The sequence below is a fragment of the Streptomyces sp. TAA486 genome, from assembly GCF_000426165.1.
The window spans coordinates 171,282-191,731 of record NZ_AUEV01000018.1; the positions used below are offsets into that span (position 1 = coordinate 171,282).

At 71.0% G+C, this 20,450-nt stretch carries 14 protein-coding genes; 7 read left to right on the plus strand and 7 right to left on the minus strand.

Translation table 11 applies throughout. The annotated features are described in order from the left end of the window. Positions 1-160 precede the first annotated feature (160 nt). Complete coding sequence (locus tag I004_RS35755) at positions 161-1,510, minus strand: PrsW family intramembrane metalloprotease (RefSeq protein WP_051345371.1); 1,350 nt, start codon at positions 1,508-1,510, stop codon at positions 161-163. A 758-nt stretch (positions 1,511-2,268) separates the two neighbouring features. On the opposite strand from I004_RS35755, the gene I004_RS35760 reads away from it, so the two are divergent. Continuing rightward, positions 2,269-3,201, plus strand: a complete 933-nt coding sequence (locus I004_RS35760; RefSeq protein WP_037977534.1) for a PRC and DUF2382 domain-containing protein — start codon at positions 2,269-2,271, stop codon at positions 3,199-3,201. Between the two features lie 88 nt (positions 3,202-3,289). Here the strand turns inward: I004_RS35760 and trmB are convergent, their stop codons facing one another. The 3 genes from trmB to I004_RS0124185 form a co-directional block, all read right to left on the minus strand. Then, complete coding sequence (trmB, locus tag I004_RS35765) at positions 3,290-4,063, minus strand: tRNA (guanosine(46)-N7)-methyltransferase TrmB (protein ID WP_078511736.1); 774 nt, start codon at positions 4,061-4,063, stop codon at positions 3,290-3,292. Between the two features lie 204 nt (positions 4,064-4,267). Continuing rightward, complete coding sequence (gene lhgO, locus I004_RS35770; RefSeq protein ID WP_051345379.1) at positions 4,268-5,593, minus strand: L-2-hydroxyglutarate oxidase; 1,326 nt, start codon at positions 5,591-5,593, stop codon at positions 4,268-4,270. Positions 5,594-5,788: 195 nt separating this feature from the next. Then, complete coding sequence (locus tag I004_RS0124185) at positions 5,789-7,282, minus strand: NsdA family TPR-like regulatory protein (protein ID WP_028437610.1); 1,494 nt, start codon at positions 7,280-7,282, stop codon at positions 5,789-5,791. An 854-nt stretch (positions 7,283-8,136) separates the two neighbouring features. Between I004_RS0124185 and I004_RS0124190 the strand changes: the two genes are divergently transcribed. Further along, complete coding sequence (locus tag I004_RS0124190) at positions 8,137-8,358, plus strand: hypothetical protein (RefSeq protein WP_158677083.1); 222 nt, start codon at positions 8,137-8,139, stop codon at positions 8,356-8,358. A 387-nt stretch (positions 8,359-8,745) separates the two neighbouring features. Beyond that, positions 8,746-11,349: an asparagine synthase-related protein gene (locus tag I004_RS39160; RefSeq protein WP_106965429.1), complete on the plus strand. Its 2,604-nt coding sequence runs from the start codon at positions 8,746-8,748 to the stop codon at positions 11,347-11,349. Positions 11,350-11,382: 33 nt separating this feature from the next. Here I004_RS39160 and I004_RS35780 read toward each other — a convergent pair whose 3' ends face one another. Next, positions 11,383-12,528 (minus strand): EamA family transporter, encoded by a 1,146-nt coding sequence (locus I004_RS35780; protein WP_106965430.1) that lies wholly within the window; start codon positions 12,526-12,528, stop codon positions 11,383-11,385. Positions 12,529-12,642: 114 nt separating this feature from the next. Here I004_RS35780 and I004_RS0124205 point away from each other — a divergent pair, with 114 nt between their 5' ends. Continuing rightward, positions 12,643-13,077, plus strand: a complete 435-nt coding sequence (locus tag I004_RS0124205; protein WP_028437612.1) for an Lrp/AsnC family transcriptional regulator — start codon at positions 12,643-12,645, stop codon at positions 13,075-13,077. 249 nt (positions 13,078-13,326) lie between these two features. Here the strand turns inward: I004_RS0124205 and I004_RS0124210 are convergent, their stop codons facing one another. Further along, positions 13,327-14,220 carry a helix-turn-helix domain-containing protein gene (locus tag I004_RS0124210; RefSeq protein WP_078511740.1) on the minus strand — a complete coding sequence of 298 codons (894 nt, stop codon included), beginning with the start codon at positions 14,218-14,220 and terminating at the stop codon, positions 13,327-13,329. Positions 14,221-14,575: 355 nt separating this feature from the next. On the opposite strand from I004_RS0124210, the gene I004_RS35785 reads away from it, so the two are divergent. Next, positions 14,576-16,009, plus strand: a complete 1,434-nt coding sequence (locus I004_RS35785) for an NAD(P)/FAD-dependent oxidoreductase (protein ID WP_037977536.1) — start codon at positions 14,576-14,578, stop codon at positions 16,007-16,009. A 214-nt stretch (positions 16,010-16,223) separates the two neighbouring features. Then, on the plus strand, positions 16,224-18,095 hold the full coding sequence (locus I004_RS0124220; protein WP_028437614.1) for a SpoIIE family protein phosphatase: 1,872 nt from the start codon (positions 16,224-16,226) through the stop codon (positions 18,093-18,095). 88 nt (positions 18,096-18,183) lie between these two features. Here the strand turns inward: I004_RS0124220 and I004_RS35790 are convergent, their stop codons facing one another. Continuing rightward, a complete protein-coding gene (locus I004_RS35790) occupies positions 18,184-19,530 on the minus strand; it encodes an MFS transporter (protein ID WP_199779456.1) in 1,347 nt (448 codons plus the stop codon). Positions 19,531-19,664: 134 nt separating this feature from the next. Here I004_RS35790 and I004_RS0124230 point away from each other — a divergent pair, with 134 nt between their 5' ends. Continuing rightward, the gene (locus I004_RS0124230) at positions 19,665-20,210 is read left to right on the plus strand and encodes a MarR family winged helix-turn-helix transcriptional regulator (RefSeq protein WP_037977614.1); all 546 of its coding nucleotides are present in this window, start codon (positions 19,665-19,667) and stop codon (positions 20,208-20,210) included. Positions 20,211-20,450 lie beyond the last annotated feature (240 nt).

Here is a 20,450-nt window from a genome sequence, read left to right on the forward strand (position 1 = left end):
ATGCTGGCAGCGATGCAAGGTCCCCGCAAGTATGTGCTAGTCGATGCGACGGGCACACGGAGTGAGGGAACTTGGGCCGCTTTGCCCGCCGCATGCCGAACTGCACCGGCGCCACGAGCCGTTCGCATCGCCGTGGTTGCGAAGCTCGCCACAAGGACCGTCAACGGACCGGGAATTGGAGAGGCCCGTGCGGTGCCGTTCCACCGCCAGGAGAGACGCCGGGCGCACCACCTTGCGGACCCCCCGGCGGTCCTCCCCATCCCGGAGGCCGCGGCGGACGCGGCGGCCGGTAGCGGTTGAGGTTGATCGCGGCGGACGCCGTCGGAGGTCCGGCCACACCGTGCCGGTGCCAGAGGTGGTGCAGGAGTTCCTGCTCGCGGGCGTGGAAGTCGGGTGCGGGCGACCCGTGGTGCGCACGGGCCCGCAGCAACGCCAGCGACGTCGCGAAGTGCTGGTACTCGGCGACGGTGCGGGCGCCTGTCGGCCCGTGCGTACGGCGCGCGAGCGTACGGGCCATCGCACGCGCCCTCATGGAGGCCAGCCCCCACGGCTCGGGCGTATCGAACCAGCCGGCGGCGGCGTACGCGGGAAGCGTGTCGCGGACCGTACGCAGCTCCAGCCGCCGCGACCAGATCGCCAGCCACGTCAGCGCGGTGAAGACCGGGATCATGAAGAGGGCGTAGACGAACAGGAACGTGAAGTCGGGCAGGGACGCCGAGCCGTTCCAGATCGCATGCAGGAGTGACGCGGTCAGCAGCCCCAGGATCGGGATGAGGATGCGCAGTGTGCGTCCGAGACTCGGCAGCGCGGCGACGATGCCGAAGGCGATGCCGGTCAGAGTGGTGAAGAGCGGGTGGGCGAACGGCGCCACGATGATGCGGATGAAGAAGGTCATGGCGGTCACCGACTCGTGCAGCGCGTCGGGGCCCAGCAGTTGGTCCTCGCCGAAGGCGGTGCCGAGGTAGAGCACGTTCTCGGTGAAGGCGAAGCCGGTGGCGGTGATCCCGGCGAGGGCAATGCCGGATATGACGCCGTTGAAGTGCCGCCTGCGGAAGAGGAAGAGCAGCAGGATGGCTGCGCCCTTCGCCGTCTCCTCGACGACCGGGGCGACGACTGCGGAACCCAGGAGGTCCGCGCGAGGCTGCGCGTCGGCGTCGGCGAAGGACGTGACGAGCCAGTTGGCGGCGAGGCTGTTGGTGAGGAGGGCGACCAGCGTCGCGGCGAACGCACCCCACGCGAAGGCGAAGAGGTGGTTGCGCCAGGGCGTCGGCTCGACGCCGTCGATCCAGCGGAAGGTGGATATGAGCAGGGGCACGGGCAGGACGGCCAGGCCGAGGCCGACCAGGAGGCCGAGCGTGCCGGTCTGCTGCCGCACGATGCCGAGGATGACCAGCCCGCAGAGCGCGAGCAGGGCGATGAGGGCCAGGAGACGGAGTGTGCGACTGTGCCGGCTCCACCAGGAAGGAGCCGCCGGCACGCGGTAGCGCCACTCGGCGGGGGAGGCGGGCATCGCCGGGAACTGGGGCTGCTGGTCCCAGGCCGGGACGGGGTGCGTGTGGGGCTGCGGCTGCGGACCCGGCTGCGTCGGCGGCTGGTACTGGGGCTGCGACTGGGGACCGCTGTACGGGTGCGTGTACGGGTGTGGCTGAGCGCCCGGCTGCGGGGGCGGTCCGCCGTAGGGCTGGGGTTGCGGCTGCGGACCGCCGTACGGCTGCGGCTGAGGTCGCGATGGAGGTGCTGGCTGCGGTGTTGATTGCGGGGCCTGGTGCGGGGCGGGAGACGGAGCCGTGGCCGGGGGTTGCTGCGGCGGGACGGCACCCGAGGCACCCGAGGCGTCGGGGCCGGCGCCGACTGCCGAGCGCGGATCCGCTGCCTGAGCCGACGGCCTCGGATCCTCCGAGGCCGTCGAGTCCGCCGTGGACGCGGCGTCTCGGCCCGTCCTGTTGCGGTCCGGGGTGGGCGTGTCCGCACCTGGTGCGTCGTGCCCCTCCTCGGAAGGGCGGTGCGCGTGCGGGGACGCGTCGCGCGCGCCGGAGGGTTCGTCGTCCACCACTCGACAGTAACGAGGCAGGCGACGGCCTGTAGCGGAGTGCCCCGGATTGAAGGACGGGGGCTGAGAACCGGGCCGCCAGGAGCGATCGGGAGGGGCGATCATTCACCCGTTTGGCCTGATTTGCTCGCGAATGTTCTGGTACCGACGTGCGCGCGGATCCGAGCGGCGTTTGCCTGGAAGCGGAGCGATACGCCATTGGGAGTAGGAGGCTCTTCATGATCTCCCAGGAGCAGATCCCGGCAGTGGTGGATCACATGATCTACGACCCCGACGGAAAGAAGATCGGAGAGGCACGTCACGTGTTCCTGGACGAACGCACGGGCGAGCCGGAGTGGGCCACGGTCCGTACGGGACTCTTCGGCACGCAGGAGACGTTCGTACCGATCCATGAAGGCCGAGTGGTCGGGGACAACATCGAGGTGCCCTTCCACAGGACGAAGGTGAAGGAAGCGCCGCACATGGACGTCTCGAGGGGCCGTCTCACGGAGCAGCAGGAGCGCGAGCTCTACAGCTTCTACGGCCTGGCATGGGACGGGTCGCAGGCAGCGCCGGAAGCCGCTGGAGCAGAGGCCCGGGGCACTGCTGCCGGCACCGGCACCCAGACGGTCGAAAGCCCGGAGGCGGGCGCGGCCGCAGGTGCTGCCGGCGCGGCCGGAGCGGCTGGTGCGACGGGAGCAGCGTCCGCCGGTGCGATGCCCTACGGGAGCGAAACGGCAGGCGCCGGTGCCGCGCCCGCCTATGCGTCCGGGCAGGACGCCATGACGCGTTCCGAGGAGCACCTGCGCGTCGGCACGGAACGGTACGAGACGGGTCGTGCGCGCCTGCTGAAGTACGTGGTCACGGAGGAGGTCGAGCAGACCGTTCCGGTGCGCCACGAAGAGGTGCGTCTCGAGCGTGAGCCGATCACCGACGCCAACAGGGACTTCGCCATGAGCGGGCCCGAGATCTCGGAGAACACCTACGAGGTCATCCTTCACGACGAGCGTCCGGTCACGGAGACCGAGGCGGTGCCGGTCGAACGGATCCGCCTGGTCACCGAGGAGCACGTCGACCAGGAGACCGTCCGCGGGACGGTCCGCAAGGAGCGCATCGAGGTCGAGGGAATCGACGATTCGACGGCCTACGGCTCCGGCGGAGCAGCCGCCTGACGGACGCGCAGGGACCTACAGAGACCTACAAGGAACGGTGCAGGGTCGGGCTGACGCCCGGCCCTCGCCGCGCTCCGGAGGGCCTGGTTCACACGCGGCGGAAGAGCAAGTCGCGGACCTTGTGACCCTTCTGCAGGCCCTGACCCTCGAAGCGCGTACGGGGCCGGATCGCCGGCCGTGGCGCGAACCCGCCGTCGAGCTGGGTGTTCTCGTACGCGGGGTGTCCCGAGAAGACGTCGAGCATCTGCTCGGCGTACGGCTCCCAGTCCGTCGCGCAGTGCACGAGCGCGCCCGAACGGAGCGGTCCCGCAGCGAGATCGAGGAACTCGTGCTGGATCAGGCGCCGTTTGTGGTGCCGCTTCTTGGGCCACGGGTCCGGGAAGTAGACACGGAGACCGGAGAGGCATTCCGGGGCGAGCATCTCGCGGAGCAGGATGATCGCATCACCGTTGCCCACGCGGACGTTGGTCAGTCCGCGCTCCTCTGCGAGGCGCAGCAGGTTGCCCTGGCCGGGGGTGTGCACGTCCACGGCGAGGAGGTCGGTCTCCGGTTCGGCGGCAGCCATCTCGGCGGTCGCCTCCCCCATTCCGAAGCCGATCTCCAGGACGACGGGACGCTCCCGCTGCCCGGCCCGCTCCGTGGACTTCTCCGTCGTCTCCGGATGACCGGCGTCCGCGAACAGCTCGGCCAGGTCGATACGGCGCATCCCGTCGATGTCGAAGCCCCACTGCGGCCAGAGCCGGCGCAGCGCGGCCCGCTGCCCCGACGTGACGCGGCTGCGGCGTGGCTGGAAGCTTCGGATGCGGCGCTCGTGGTGCGATCCGGCCGGGTCGGCCGAGGGGCCGGTGCCGTCGGGGAACATGGCAGGTCTCTCAGGCGTCTCAGGCGTCTCAGGCACAGTACGTCCACTGTACGGGCGTGGCGCAGGGCCTTGAGCTGCTCACCCGTCTTCCGCTCGCGGGCCTCCCGGGCCTCGCGGCTCCTCCGGGGGTTGCGGCGCGCTCCCGCATCCCGGGCTCCGCGCCTCGTCTCCCCCGCGTACCGCTGCGCGGGCCCGTCCGCCTGCTCAGTGGGCCACCGCCTCCAGCGCGTTCAGGGCACTCAGGGCGCGTGACGCCACCTCCCGGCCGATGGGCAGCGAGGCCGTCGCCGCCGGGGAGGGGGCGTTGAGGACGTGCACGGCGTGCGGGCCTTCGGTGATCAGGAAGTCGTCCACGAGAGTCCCGTCGTGGAGCACCGCCTGCGCGCGCACCCCCGCGGGCGCCCGTACCAGGTCGCTCTCGGACACCTCGGGGAGCAGCCGCTGCACCGCCCTGGTGAAGGCGCGCCTGGAGAGGGAGCGCCGCAACTCCCCCGCGCCGTAACGCCAGTGCCGGCGCGCCATGTGCCATGTGCCCGGGTGGGTGAGGATGCCGGCCAGCTCACGGGGGCGCACCGTACTCCAGTCGTACCCCTCCAGCGCGAGGGCTGGGACCGCGTTCGGACCGAGGTGGACGCCGCCGTCGACGCCGCGCGTGAGGTGGACGCCGAGGAAGGGGAACGCCGGGTCGGGCACGGGATACACCAGGCCGCGTACCAGATCCTCACGGGAACGCTTCAGCTCGAAGTACTCACCGCGGAAGGGCACGATGCGCGCCGCCGGCTCGTCGCCGGTCAGCTGCGCGATCCTCGCGCAGTGCAGGCCCGCGCAGTTGACCATCGCGCGGGCCCGTACGACGGAGGAACTCGGCGCGGACGCGGCCGAGCCGATGCCCCCCGTGCCGTCCGCTTCGACGCGGAGGGCGACGCCCGCGCCCGGGCGTCGCTGAACGGCCGTGACCTGCGAGCCGTAGCGGATCTCGGCACCGCCGTCGCGAGCGAGCCGCGCCAGCTGCCCCGCCACCGCGCCGAAGTCGCACACGCCGGTCGTGCCGACGTGGATCGCTGCCAAGCCGCGAACGTGCGGCTCCCGCTCGGCGATCTGCGAGGGGCCCAGCTCCCGTACGGGGATGCCGTGTTGCCTGCCGCGCTGGATCAGGGCGTGCAGCCGGGGCAGCTCCTCGCGCTCCGTGGCGACGATCAGCTTGCCCGTGACCTCGTGCGGAATGCCGTACTCGGCGCAGAAGGCGACCATCTCCGCCGCGCCCTGCACGGCGAAGCGCGCCTTGAGCGAACCGGGCCGGTAGTAGATCCCGCTGTGGATGACACCGCTGTTCCGCCCCGTCTGGTGCCGGGCGGGGCCGGGCTCCTTCTCCAGGACGACGACGCGCGTACCGGGCGAGGCGCGTGTGATCGCGTGGGCCGTGGAGAGCCCGACGATGCCGCCGCCGACGATCACGACATCGCAGTCGTAGCCGGGACGGGGACGGGCGCGGCGGGAGCCGCCGGGCGTCGCGGGCGCCGGCTTCTGCATGGCTCTCCCCGGGGTGGTGCTGGAGACGCTGGACGTGTCGTGCGGGTGCGGCTTGCTCATCGCGGGCGTGTCGGCGGGCACGTCATCCATCATGAACCGCACCACTGACAACGTGCTGCGACGCAGGTCACGATGTGATCGTGCCCCTTCGTACGCCACCCCTGCTCAGGCAGTACCCACTCCGAGGGGCAGCTGTCACGCCGGTGCGGCCAGCAGTGGCCGCGCCTGCTCCCTCAACTCCGCCACGCGAGGCTCGTCCCCGTACGGTTCGAGGCGGTTCAGCAGATCCCGTACGTACTCGGTGGTGCGGGCCGACGAGATGCGGCCTGCCACCTCGACCGCGCGGGCTCCGGCCGCGCACGCCGCGTCCAGGTTGCCCGACTCCAGCTCGGCGACCGCCGAAACGACCAGGCGCAGCCCGTGCGACCGTACGAACTCCTCCGTCGGCTTCGAGAGGGCCTTCTCGGTGAAGCGGCGCACCTGGCGAGGGGCCTTCAGGTCGCGGTAGCACTCGGCCGCGTCGGCCGCGAGGCGGTCGTAGGAGTAGAAGTCCAGCCAGGAGGGGTCGGCGTCGCCCGCGCGGGCCCGCTCGAGCCAGCTCTCCGCCCCGGACAGAGCGGCGCCGCAGGCATGTGAGTCGCCGGCCTTGGCATGTGCGCGGGCCTCGACGAGTCGGAAGAAGCTCATGGTGCGGGCGGTGGCCAGGCCGCGGTTGCGTTCCACGGCGGCCTGAGCGAGATCGACGCCCTCGTCGGCGAAGCCGCGGTAAGTGGCCTGGAGGGACATGGAGGCCAGTACGTAGCCGCCGAGAGGGACGTCGGCGGCGGCGCGGGCGAGCCGCAGGGCCTGGATGTAGTACCGCTGTGCGGCTTCCTGTTGCCCGGTGTCGAAGGCCATCCAGCCGGCGAGGCGCGTGAGTTCGGAGGTGGCGCCGAAGAGAGAGCGGCCGACCTCGTCGGTGTACGCGCCGAGAAGTAATGGTGCCGCGTCCACACGGAGGCACTCCGGGACCATCGACGAACGCCAGTCGCCACCGCCGTACTTGGAGTCCCAGCGGCGGGCCTCGTCGGCGGCCTCGCGCAGCTTCGCGACATCGGTGTGCCCGACGCGCAGAGGCGACGCAGGTTCCGAATCGCCTGCCCCGTCAGGGCCGTTGCCTGAACCGTCCGCACCCGCGGCGGTTCCCGTTCCCGAAGCGGCGGCGGTCTCCGGGTCGCGGGCGACGGAGCTGTCGGCCGGGGTGATCAGCCAGCGGGACGCGGGCGTCGCGTACGCGCTGACCGCGAACGACCCCGCGAGCGACTGCCAGATGCCGCCTCCGCCGCGCCGGCCGCCGTGCAGATCAAGACGGTAGAGGTCGGTGGCCGCCTTCACTGCCGCCCGTACGTCGCGCGGGAAGGCGAGGCCGACTTCGGGGGCGGGATCGGCGTCCGCGAGCCCGATCTCGTGCAGCGGCACAGGGCGGCCCAGCTTGCTGCCGATAGCCGCGGCGATGAGGTGCGGCGCGGCACCCTGCGGGACCATGCCCTTGGAGACCCAACGGGCTACGGACGTCTTGTCGTAGCGGAGGGTCAGTCCGCGCTGGGCACCCAAGTCGTTGACTCTGCGGGCGAGTCCGGCGTTGCTGATTCCCGCGAGGGCGAGAACGGTGCCGAGTTTCTCATTCGGCCCGCGTGGCTCCCTGGACATGCGCGCACACCCCTGACACACACCGACGGCCGCCCCGCCGGCCGGTGCGAACCGACGGCAAGGCACCTGCTACCCGCGCGAGAGTCGCGGGATGCATCCCTTGACCGCCGGACCTGTGGAGCAGGCACGACGAGGGGACGCACTGAAGACTTAGCGTAGTTCGCCGGATCCCTACCGTTAAGGGGCGCCGGATGGGATGGCGGGATTCGTGTCCGTGCGCAGGGCGGCCCGGGAGGGCATCGGCCGACGCGCTGCCGTGTACTGCCTGTTGCCGGATCCGGGGCCCTGACGGTCCTCGTGTGCGCGGATGTTCGGTTGCGAGGGGTTCTGAGGACGGAGCCGCGGCGGCCCGGACGGGACCGGGCGCGCGCAGTCGTCGAATACGCCTGAGGTGTCTTCGTGTGGACGGTTGTGTCACTGCTTGTCCCGATGCGCGGGCGTGCGCCTGCCGTTGGGCGCGTACGTGCGTCCGTCACGTGCCAGCCTCCGTACGGCGCGCGGGAGTCGGCCGAAATCCATGTGGAGAAGTCGTCGGGCAACGGTGGTTCCGGGGCGCTGCCCGTGCTCCGGGTGTGTGGTCGTGCGCCCGCGCATGCGCCTTTGCCGGTCGGTGGGCGGGAGGTTCCATGAGAGATGCGTGGGTCGGCCCGCTGAACTGGACCAGCGGGCTGGGGGAACCGCCGCCCCGCTCCCCGCGGGCGACGGTCCGGCCCGGGAAGTTGGAGAAGCCTTCCCGGGCCGGCGAACCCCACCGGGCGCGCTCTTCCGTCTGGGCACGGTGTGCGGCCCGACGCGGGATGACCGCGCTTCGCACCGCCTTTCGCCGACTTGCTGCGCTTCCCGTGCTTGCCGTGATGCTGGCCCTCAGGGGCCCCCGCGGCCGCGTCGTTGCCGGTCTCGGCCCGTCGATGGGGGAGTTGCTGCGGCCGTCCGGGAAACTGCTCCTCCCGCTGCAGTTCTGTCTCCCTGCGGTCGGCCTCCACGGTCGTGGCAGCGGCGTCACAGAAGCCGCTGTCGTCGTCCGTACGGGCACCAGTGCCGCACGGACGTACGAGCGCGGTGAACACGGGGCGTAGGAATCGGGGACCACCGAAGCGCTCGCCGGCGGCCCGTCAACGCGCGGCCGCGCTCCCATACTTGGCCGAATAACATCGGTCAGTCGTGCGGTGCCGCACGCCGACGCCAGAGGTATATGCCGTGCCTTACGGGCGTCGCCGGACATCCCGCCCGCGCCTCACGGGAATCGCCGCTCGACCCGGCGCACGGGCCATGCAACCCGTCTTCATGAGCGGCGCGTTGAGGCCAGATATGCGCCCCTTTCACGCCTCTCGTGCACCCTTCTCGTGGCAACATGGCCGCAGGGCACTACGGGGCACCCCAGCGGAGACAGGGAGCTCTCCCCGGCCGGCGGCAGGGAAGGCACGCCCCGGACGGCGTCACTCAGGCAGCGGAGGCGGGCGGCGATGCGATGGTTGGTGGGATGGAGCAGCGCCGCTCCTGGACGCGGACGCTATGCGCCGGGCTCCCTGGAGCCGGTGGGCGCGCAGCTTCTGTGGAGTGATCCCGACCCCCTGTGGGCCGTGGGGGACTGGCGTCCCGACGAGGTCCGCGTCATCGAGGCCGATGCAGCCAACCGCCTTGCCGTCTTCGGATGTTGCGGCGCCAGCGACGAAGAACTGCGCCTGGGCCTTTCCGCCGCACGCGGCGGCGCGTACCGGCATCTGACGGCCTGGCCGGGCAGTTACACAGCCGTCGCCTGCGTCGGCCGCCGACTCACCATCGCCGCCGACCTCGCGGGAGCCCGGCCCGTTTTCCACACTCCATGGGACGGCGGCACCGCCTACGCCACCGCCGCTCTGCCGCTCGCCGACCTCACCGAGGCGCAGCTCGACATCGGTCACCTCGGCGCGCTGCTCGCGTGCCCGGACGCACCCGAGGCGCTCGGCGACGGCACCCCGTATGAAGGGGTGCGCCGTGTACCACCGGGACACGCGCTGATCCTGCGCGAGGGCAGCCGCGAGATCACCAGCTACGAACCCGCCTCTTCGCTCGTCGTCTCCGCACCACCGCCCGTCGACCCGGAGACCGCCGTGGCCCGGGTGCGCGACGCCCTTGTGGAAGCCGTACGTGCCCGGCTGGCGGCCCCGCGGCACGCGTCGGAGAGCGACCTGGGATACGGCTACGGGACCGACGGCGTCCCGTACGGCAACGGCGCAGCGTACGGGGACGGCAACGAGTACGCGAGGAACGGCGGTGCGTACACCGGCAGTTCCTACCCCGGTGCCGCCTACGGGGACGAGGGGCCCGCTGAACGGGCCTACGCCGAGCGGGCGTTCAGCGACGACGTCCATCCCGCCGGGGCCTACGGACACGACGAGTACCTGCACGACGCCTATGAACGCGAGGCGCATCCCCGATTCCATGAAGGCGCCGCCTACGGCAACTCCGGCCCCGGGGCCGGAGATTCCACACAAGGCGCCTCCCGCGCGCGCAACGCCCGGTCCGCGAACGGCACGGACGGCCGCGACCCCGGCCCCGTCCCCGGCATGGGTCCGGCCGACAGGCGCGCCGCACGTGGCGGCCCCGCTCCCGGCGTTGGGGCCGACCTCTCCGGCGGACCGGCTTCCAGCACCCTGGCGCTTCTCGCCGCGGGGCTTCCGGGCGTGCCGGGCACGGTGCACGGCACGATCGACGGCTCTGAAGGGGGCGCGCGGCTGCTCGCGGTGACCTTCAACGACCTTGCCACCAGCACCGGCGCGGACGGTTCGGCCGCCGCCGAGCTCGAGCGTGCGCGCAGCATCGCGGAGAATCCGCGGCTGCACCATGTCGTCGTCGCGGCCGGCGAAGAGGCCCTGCCGTACACCGACTTGGACGGGCCCCTGACGGACGAGCCGGGGCCGTCGCTTGTCGTCGCCGACAGGCACCGGCAGCGGCTGGCCGTCGGCAGCTCGGACCACTTCGTCGGGTACGGCGCCCGCCAGGTCATGGACGCCCACCCGGCGCGTCTCGCAGACCTTCTGATGGACCGCCGCCGGCGCCATCTCCTGCGGCCCGTCGCGGCGTTGGCCCGGTCGGAGGACGTACCGCCGGGGCGGTCGGTCCTGGTGCCGTGGACGGTCTACAGAGCGGCCCGCAAGCTCGCGCGCACCCAGTACCGGGACGGCGTCACCAGCACCGCCGAGCGTCTGCGGGCCGGCGGAGCGGCACGCAACGGCACCGGCCGGAACGGAACCGGGCGCAACGGCACCGGTCAGGGACGTGGTGCCGGCAACGGCTCCGGGACAGGTTCCGGCGCCGACAAGGACGCGGACATGGGGAAAGGTTTTGCCGACCTCGGCGCCTTCGGCGGCGCGGGCGGTTACGGCAGCGAGGGTGCGGTCGGATCCTCCGTCGCCGCTCTCACCTGGTGCCGGCCGGGCCCGGCGGCCCGATGGCTGACGGGGGAGGCGCTGGCCGAGGTATCCGCGCGGCTCGAGGCCGCGGCCAGGCTCCGGCCGACGGTCGAACGACCCGGTGAGCGACGCGCCCGCGCCGCCCTCGCCCGCCAGGCCGCGGACCACCGAGTGCTCGAGCAGGCCGCCGAGATCCGCAACCAGCGGCTCCACGCACCCTTCTACGACAACCAGGTCGTACGGGCCTGCCGCGACCTTCCCGAGGCCCTGCGCGTCAAGCCGGGCGCCCGAGCGTCGGTGCTGCGCGCTGTGCTGGCGGGGGCCGGGGTGCACGAACTGCCCGCGGGCTGGGGCGCCCCCTCCTACGCGTACCAGGCGGCCTCCGTACGAGCAGGCCTGCGCGCCGCCGCCGGCGAACTCATCGACCTCTTCGACTCCCCACTGCTCGCCGACGCGGGGCTCGTCGAGGCGAGAGTCGTACGGAAGGCCATCCGTGCCGCCTCCAAGGGCGAGCCCTTGCCCCTCGACGGCCTCGCCGACCTGGTCTCGACAGAGCTGTGGCTGCGACGGCTCATCGCGCGGCGCGGCACATGCTGGACGGGCTCCGCTGCGCCACGGCAACGGGCCGTCGCCTCGGGCGTGCTCCCCGCCGCCCAGAAGCGGCCCGCGCTCTGACGCCGGTTTCCCCAACCTCACAGGTCAATACACCTAGCCCACGTCAGGGGTCTGGGGAGACTGTGGTGCCGGTGCCGGTGCCGGTGCCGGTGCCGGTGCCGGGGCCGGTGCCGGTGCCGGTGCTGGTGCCTCGGCTGGTGCCGGTGCCGGAGCCGGTGGGGGTGAGGTTCGTGACGTCTGCGGCGCGGAGGACCCGCGGGACGGCGGCCGTTCGGCGGACGCACCCGCGGCCCGTTCCTGATGGATCGCCACTCCGGCGATGACCAGCGCGACACCGGCAAGTTCGAGCCATGTGGGCACCTGACCGAGCACGACGAACCCGATCGCGACGGCCGTCGCCGGCAGCAGCGACAGCATGAGCGCGAACGTCGCACGAGGCAGACGTGACATGGCGAGCTGATCGCAGACGTAGGGGATCACGGAGGAGCACACCCCCACCCCGAACGCGCTCGCCAGCAGCACCGGCGACGTGAGCGCGATCGCGGCGTCACCGATGCCGACGGGAGCGACGACGGCCATCGATACGAGCATCGCCGCACCAAGACGGTCGATGCCCGATGCGCCACCGTCAGCGGCCAGCCGGTGCCCCAGCACCACATAGAGCACGAACAGCGCACAGTTGCCGAACGCGAAGGCCAGGCCGAGCGGTTCGGCCGAGAAATGCACGCCCGTGAGCAGCCAGACCCCGCCGACCGCCACCACCAGTGCGCACGCGTTGCGCGTGGAGCGGAGCCCGAACACGGCGAGGAGCACCGGCCCGAGGAACTCGATCGCTCCCACCGTCCCCAACGGCAGCCTGTCCAGGGCCAGATAGAACGAACTGTTCATCAACCCCAGCACGGCTCCCAGTGCCAGCAGCAGCCGCCGTTGCCGCCACGAGGACGCCGCCCACACCCGCCACGGTCGACGCCAGAGCGCGAAGACGACCGCGGCCGACGCACAGCGGAGCCAGGCGACTCCCAGCACCTCAATGCGGGCGAACAGCAGCACCGCGAACGCGGGCCCGAGGTAGTGGAAGACGGCGCTGGTCACGAAGTACGCGGACGGTGGCAGACGGTCGGCCCGCGCGGCCGCCCCGCCCGCCGTGAACCTGGCCTTGGACCGAGCCGCACTGCGTCCGGCTGCGGAGCCGGCAGCGGCACCCGTGGCACCCCGAGGGAAGCGCGAGACGTTGACCATGCCTGACACGATCGCAAGCGTGAATGCGCGCAACCATGCCGAATATGCAAGCCTGGGCATGAAATGGTTTCGGCTCTGCTCTGAAAATCACCCCTTGACTTGGCGATGGTGAAGATGGACGCAGTGGATCGGGCCATCCTGACCGAACTCGACGATGACCCACGTCTGCCGACCGCCGAACTGGCCCGCCGGATCGAGGTCTCGGTGCCGACCGCTCGCGACCGCCTGCGAAGGCTGCACGAGAGCGGCGTGATCCGCGGCTACCGCCTGGACGTGGACCCGGCAGCCCTCGGCTACCCCGTGGCCGCCTTCGTGCGCGTGCGCCCCGGGCCCGGACAGCTGCCGAAGATCGCCGAACTCGCACAGAGCTTGCCGCAGGTCAGCGAGTGCCACCGCATCACCGGCGAGGACTGTTTCCTGATCAAGGTCCACGCGGCGGACGTCGCTTCCTTCGAGGAAGTCCTCGACCGGTTCCTCCTGTTCGGGCAGACCACGACCTCGATCGTCCAGTCCACGCCCGTACAGCCCCGGACACCCGGGCTGGGGTGAGCCAGCGCGGGTGGACGGCATCGGGGCGGAGAAAAGCGGGCCGCCCGCCGAGCGGGTAGACGCACCCCGGGCGGAAGAAGCGTCCGCCCACCGGCCGACGTTGGCTGTGCCGGCCGGCCGGTGGTGAATGCGGCCTGCACGACGGAACCCGGTGCGTACAGGCCTGGCCGAACCCGCCCGTTGAGCTCCGTTCGGGCGGACCTTCGGTCCTCGGCCTGCGTGGCTGGGGTTCCGTCCCCGCGGTCGTGCCTACGGCCGCGGGCGCAACCCTTCCAGGAGTATGTCGAGCAACCGCCTCGAGGCCGCCGCCTGTTGCGCCGCATCCGGCAGCGAGGGCGCCGCGGTGGCTATCACCAGGAGCACATCGCCGACCGTCACGTCGTCGCGCAACTCCCCCGCGTCGCGGGTGCGTTGCACCATCTGACCGACGACGCTGAGCAACTCCGCACAGCCGGAGTCGTCCTCGAAGCCGTCGAGACCGTCACCGCCACGCTCCGCCTGCCCCAGGGCGGCGGAGCTTGCTGACGTCCCGTCCTCGACCAGCCTCAGCCCGGACTGGCCCTCCTGCCCGTACGCCGGCTGCCGCTGCTGCGGCACCCGCGCCGGGTTGCCGTCCGTGACGGAGGCATCGCCGCCCCAGCCGTCGGCGCGCAGTATCTGCGGCGGCAGCAGACGCCCGGCCCCGGAGGCCACCGACGTGCGCAGGAAGCGCGAGAGGGCCGACCACGGCTCGTGCTCCTGGCCCAGAGCCGTCCGCGCCTGCTCGGTGAGGCGGGCGGTCTCCTCCGCCGCTATCCGCCGGACCAGCACTTCCTTACTCGGGAAGCGTCGGTAGACGGTGCCCACGCCGACGCGGGCCCTGCGGGCGACGTCCTCCATCGGCGCGCCGTAGCCCAGCTCACCGAAGACCTCGCGGGCTGCCCGCAATACATGTTCCAGATTCCTCTGTGCGTCCACCCTCAACGGAGTGGGACGCGGGGCGGCCACAGGCTGCGGGGCCCTGACTGCCCTGTTCGCACTGGTGGTCTCGTCGATGCGGCCGAATCGCTCGCCGCGGTCGCCCGCCCCTTGGCTCCCGTTGTCCGGAGCTGCCGACATGGCAGCAGCAACGGAAGAAGAGCCGTGAATACCCTGAATGCGCATCAATGTTCCCCCGGTCATCAAGTCTCCCCCCGGAGACCCTCACGCTGTCGCGGCCGGTGGCGCCGATACCGTGGTCCTCAAGTACCGCACCTCCGACGACCACGAACATAGTTGAGCGGTGGTCAAGAGAGAAGAGGGCGTTCTCGTGGACGTCTTGGAGCGGCAGGAGCGACACCTTCGCCCACCCCTTCGCACCCATCCCCGCCACTCGCAATCCTGCCTCTGACCTGCTCTTATCTCGCCCAGAGAACGCCCTCGGGCGAGGTGGACGCCCACTCTCCGTCGGTCACACAATTCTTTGAGCCTGTGGACAAACCCCCGGTCGCGGGTGCGTCATGGACTGGTGACGAAGGCGATGAACGGAACCGCGCGCATTCTCGTGATCGGCGGCGGATATGTGGGCATGTACACGGCCCTGCGTCTTCAGCAGAAGCTGAAGCACCAGCTCAGGCGAACGGCGAACGGTTCCAGCGGCTCCTCCGCCTCCGGCTCCCGCGCCGATGACGACAGCTCGACCGGCTCCAACGGAGTCGAGATCGTCGTGGTCGACCCCGAGCCCTACATGACCTACCAGCCCTTCCTTCCCGAAGCGGCCGCCGGCTCGATCTCGCCCCGACACGTCGTCGTGCCGCTTCGCAGAGTGCTGCGCGACTGCAGACTCGTCGTCGGCGAGGCACTGTCCGTCGACCACGAAAGGCGTATCGCGTACGTCAAGACCCTCGCCACGGAGGAGGAGGGCACCGGTGCCATCGAGATTCCCTACACCGAACTCGTCCTGGCGCCCGGGTCCGTGTCGCGCACCCTGCCCGTCCCCGGCCTCGCGGAACACGGCATCGGCTTCAAGACCGTCGAGGAAGCCATCGGCCTCCGCAACCATGTGCTCGAACAGCTCGACATCGCCTCGTCCACGCGCAATCCCGAGGTTCGCGATGCCGCCCTCACCTTCGTCTTCGTCGGCGGCGGCTACGCGGGCGTCGAGGCCCTGGGTGAACTGGAGGACATGGCCCGCTACGCCTGCCGCTACTACCACAACGTGCGGGCCGAGGAGATGAAGTTCCTGCTCGTCGAGGCCTCCAGCAAGATCCTCCCGGAGGTCGGCGAGGAGATGGGTACCTACGCCCTGCGCGAGCTGCGCTCCCGCAACATCGACGTACGCCTCGACACGCGCCTCGACTCCTGCGAGAAGCGGGTCGCCGTACTCAGCGACGGCTCCCGCCATCCCACACGCACCCTCGTGTGGACCGCGGGCGTCAAGCCGAATCCCGTCATCGCCGCCGCCGGCATGCCCCTCAACGGGCGCGGCAGACTCAAGTGCACGGCTCAACTGCGCATCGATGGCGTCGAGAACGCATGGGCCGCAGGTGACGCCGCCGCCGTACCCGACGTCCTGGCCGAGGAGAAAGGCGAGAAGGGCGCCCTGTGCGCTCCCAACGCCCAGCACGCCGTACGTCAGGCCAGACGCCTCGCGGACAACATCGCGGCGGCCCTGCGCGGCGCGCCCGCCACCGACTACCGTCACGCGTACGCGGGCTCCGTCGCTTCGCTCGGGCTGCACAAAGGCGTCGCGCACGTCTACGGGCGCAAGTTGAAGGGCTACCCGGCGTGGTTCATGCACCGCGCCTACCACCTCAGCCGCGTCCCCACGATCAACAGAAAGGCACGAGTTCTCGCGGAATGGACCTTGGCGGGACTGTTCAAGCGCGAGATCGTCTCACTCGGTTCACTCGAACATCCCCGCGCCGAGTTCGAACTCGCAGCGGGCGGCGTACGTCGGCCCGAGGACGGCTGAGGACGCGGGACGTGCTTCCCCCCGGAACGGCGGGGCAGCCGACTCCCGGAGGGGAGTCGGGTGATCCGACGGGTGGCCGGTGCGTGATCCAATGTCTGCGCCGTGCACCACGCGGAGCGTGTGACCATGAGTGGGCTCGCATCCGCACACAGTGAGCAGCACGACGGCCGGGCGGGGGGCCGTCTTCCCGAACTACGCGAGGAATCGGACGACCGTGAATTTCACGCGCTGGAGCGCCCGACTGCCCGGCACACAGCGGCGCAACTCGGCAGCGCAGGCAGCGAGGGCAACAGCAGCGCAGGCGCGCGAGACGTCCGACAGCGCCGGGGACGGTGCCGGCAGAGACGCTGCCGTCGCCGCCGATGATGATGCGGCCCCGGGGAGCGCAGGCACTGTCCCGCCGGCGCGGGCCGAGCGCCGCGACGCCACTGCCGTGGACGGAGCGGATCCCGGCTGTCCGGCCACCCGGTCGGGCCGGACCGCTCCGTCCGCTGAGTCTGCTTCTTCCACTTCGGCCCGTACGAGCAGCGAACCCCCCGGAACCACCGGGGCCTCCAGCGCGCATGTCACCCGCAGCATCGATGCGCTGTCCGTGCACGATCTCCTCGGTCAGGTCCCCGCTCTGGCTGCCGTCGTACACGGCGCCGACCACCGCATCGCTTACATCAACGACGCCTACATCGCTGTCTTCGGCCCGCGGGCCCAGGGCGACGCGGCCCGCGATGCCCTCCCCGAACTCGTCGAGCTCGGCCTGCTCCCCCTGATGGACCAGGTGCTGCGCAGCGGCAAGCCGCGCACCGTCAAATCGCGCCGCGTGCCCCGCACGGCCGACTCGCGCGACAGCCGGGACGCCTTCTACACCTTCACCTGCACCCCCATCACCGCTGACGGCGAGAACGGCGTGCTGATCTTCGCGGCCGAAGTCACCGACCAGGTCGAGGCCGCCGAGCGGCTGCGCGCCAGCGAACGCCGCCAGCGCGAGGCCGCCGTCACGCTCCAGCGCAGCCTGCTGCCCCAGGAACTGGAGCAGCCCGACGATCTGCGGGTCGCCGCCACATACCAGCCGGGCGGTACGGAAGCGGCAGTCGGCGGCGACTGGTACGACGTCATCACCCTCGGCGCCGGCCGCACAGCACTCGTCATCGGCGACGTCATGGGCCGAGGCGTACGCGCCGCAGCCGTGATGGGACAACTCCGCACCGCCGTACGCGCATACGCCCGCCTCGACCTCCCCCCGCACGAGGTCCTGCAACTGCTCGACGGGCTGGCCGCCGAGATCGACCCCAGCCAGATCGCCACCTGCGTATACGCCGTGCACGACCCCAACGAGGGGCTCCTGCACTACGCCTCCGCCGGCCACCCGCCGATCATCGTGCGGGATGCGGACGGCACGGTCCAGCGTGCCCCCGAGCCGACCGGACCCCCGCTGGGCACGGGCGGCTGGGTGCACACCTCCAGCTCGCTGCCGCTCCCGCCGGGAGGATCCGCCGTTCTCTACACCGACGGCCTCGTCGAACGGCGCGACGCCGACATCGACGCCGGAGTCTCCAAGCTGGAACGCGCCTTCGCCGGTGCCACCGGCTCCCCCGACATCGTCTGCGACCGCCTGTTGCGCTCACTCGGCATCACCGCGGAACACGACGACGACGTTGCCGTCCTCGTCCTTCAGCACCCAGCCCGTACGGGCCACGACGCGGAGCTCTTCCACAACGCCGCCCTCGACCTGCTCGGCGGCACCGAGGCAGCGCCGCGCGCCCGCGCGTTCGCCTCAGGAGTGCTCTCGTCCTGGCGTTTCCCGAGGGAGCTGCACGACCTCGGCGTACTGGCAGCCAGCGAACTCGTCGCCAACTCCCTTCAGCACGGCACTCCGCCGATGCGCCTGCGCCTGCGTCGCACGGACCGGCGCCTCATCGTCGAGGTCACCGACGGCGACGAGCACCTGCCGCGACGGCGCGCCGCCGATGCCGTCGACGAGGCGGGACGCGGAATCTCCATCGTCGCCACCATCGCCTCGGCATGGGGTTCGAGAAGGACCCCCGGAGGAGGCAAGTCGGTGTGGTGCGAGTTCACCCTCCCGACGACCTGACGCGGCCGGAAGAGCGGGCTACTGACGCGCCGGCTTCCTGCTCACCTTCTCCGGACGTACTTGAGGTATCCGTCGGCGGGAGCACCCCTCAGCCCACTCGAACCGCAGCCCTCGCCGCGCGCTCCTCAGCCATGAGCCCTGCCGACACGTCCTTTCCTGCTTCGGCCGTGTGCTGCTGACCGCTGCTGCCCGCAACCACGACGGACCGGTACGGCCGGTCCTGCGCGGCCGTCAGGTGCCGGCCCAGCCAGAGCGCGAGCAGGCTCACCATCAGCGAGCAGACCACCAGCATCACGATGTAGACCCCGTATGCACCAACGGCGGCAAGCAGCCCGCCCACTGCCGGGCCCACGGCCAGCGCCAGCTGCTTCACCAGCGCGAACGCCGAGTTGTACTGGCCCACGAGCCGCCTCGGCGCCAAGTCGGCCACCAGGGGCGCAACCGTCGGCGACAGCATCGTCTCGCCGACCCCGAAGAGCGCGTACGTCGTGATGAGCAGCGCGGTCGCCGCCGCCTGCGTCCCGTGGACGAGACCGGAGGCACCGGCGGCCACCCAGGCCACAGCCCAAATGACCCCGACCAGAGCTATGACCCGGCTCCGTCGACGGCGCTCAACCAGCCGCAGGACCACGAACTGCGCCAGGACGATCATGGCCGTGTTGGCCGCGAGTGCGATCCCCAGCGTCGCCGTCGATATTCGCGTGACCTCCACCGCGTACGCCGACAACCCCGACTCGAACTGGCCATAGCAGGCGAAGAACAGCACAAAGCCGAGCACGCACAGCAGGACCATCGGCCGGTCCCGCAAGAGCACCGACCAGTTGCCGCCCGCCGACTCGCGTGCCGTTGCGGCGTGTGCCTCCGTCTCACCTGTTCGGGAGAGCGGCAGCCGGACAGTTGCCAGCACCGTCGCGAGCACGACGAACATGGCGGCCTCGATGACGAACAGGAGTGTGAACGTGGCGGGGCGGTGCTCGTCGACCATCAACCCTCCGAGGAGTCCGCCGACACCCAGGCCGAGGTTGTTCAGGAAGAACTGCGTCGCGAAGGCGCGCGAACGAGTCACGCTCGTCGAGCAGGAAACGATCATGGTCGCGAGTGCGGGCTGCAGGACAGCCACCCCGGCGCCCATGAGTGCCGACGAGGCCAGAGCAGAAGGAGCGCTCTCCGATATGCCGAACCCCAGTGCACCGACCATGCCGAAGGCCGAGCCCACGAAGGCCACAGGCATCGGTCCCCGCCGGTCGATCACTCGCCCTGTGAACGGCAGCACCGCGAGCGCGACGACGGCAAACACCGCCAGCACAGCGCCGGCAGTGCCGTCGCCCAAGCCGCGCACGCGGGACGCGTACACGAACAGGAACGGCGCGGTGAAGCCGTTGCCGAACGCCGCGAGGGCGTTCCCAAACTGGATCCGGCGCAGCGCAGCGCCCATCGCCCTGGTCACACTCACCTACCTCTGATCAAGTCCTCGATGCGCGAGGAGACTTCAAAGCTAAAGTTCGAAGCTAAAGACTACACAGAGCAAGGCTTCATGTCGAACGACTTCACGTGGGATACTCCGGGGCCATGCCTCCAGTGCCGGACCGACAGCCCACGCTCGACGAGCAGATCGCCATCTACCAGCGCGAGTACCGCGACCTGGACCCGCAGGTGGAGAAGGTCGTTAACGCGCTCAGCCGCCTCGACCGGCGGATGAACGTCGCGTACGGGCGGCAGCTCGGCACGCTCGGCCTCGGCCACGCCGAGTGGGAGGTCCTCAGGGAACTCGTGATGACGGGCTCGCCGTATCAGTTGTGGCCCGGCACGATCGCCAAGCGCCTGGGCCTGACACCCGCCGCCATGACGCACCGGATCGACCGCATGCTCGCTCAGGGCCTCGTGACCAGGGAGCGCGATCCGGAGAACCGCGTGCGGGTCATCATCGGACTCACCGACGAAGGTCGCGAGAAGTGGATCCAAGTGATGCGCAAGGCCTCGGTCTTCGAGGAGGAGCTGCTCCAGGACCTGACCAAGGTGGAGCGGGTGCTGTTGGGTGAGTTGCTCACACGCCTCCTGCGCCGGGTGGAGGACGCCCAGCCCGATGCCGGCGGCCGTCTGACCGACCTGGACTGAGGGCGGCGGGCAGGCCTCTGGCAGCAAGTTGACACGGACCGCGGCGATCCGTATTGTCCTCCGGGTTGCCACGGAGCCCTACGGCTTCCGAGGCAACGCTCTTGCCTTCCGATGGCAGTCTCTACTGAAGTGTTCTCCCCGTCCTGCGGGGCTGTTTTTCGTGTGCCTGTGTGTGCGGAAATCAGTTCGGTGTGGGTTGTGAGGCGTCTCGATTTTGAGGTGCCGGGGGAGTTCCTCTAC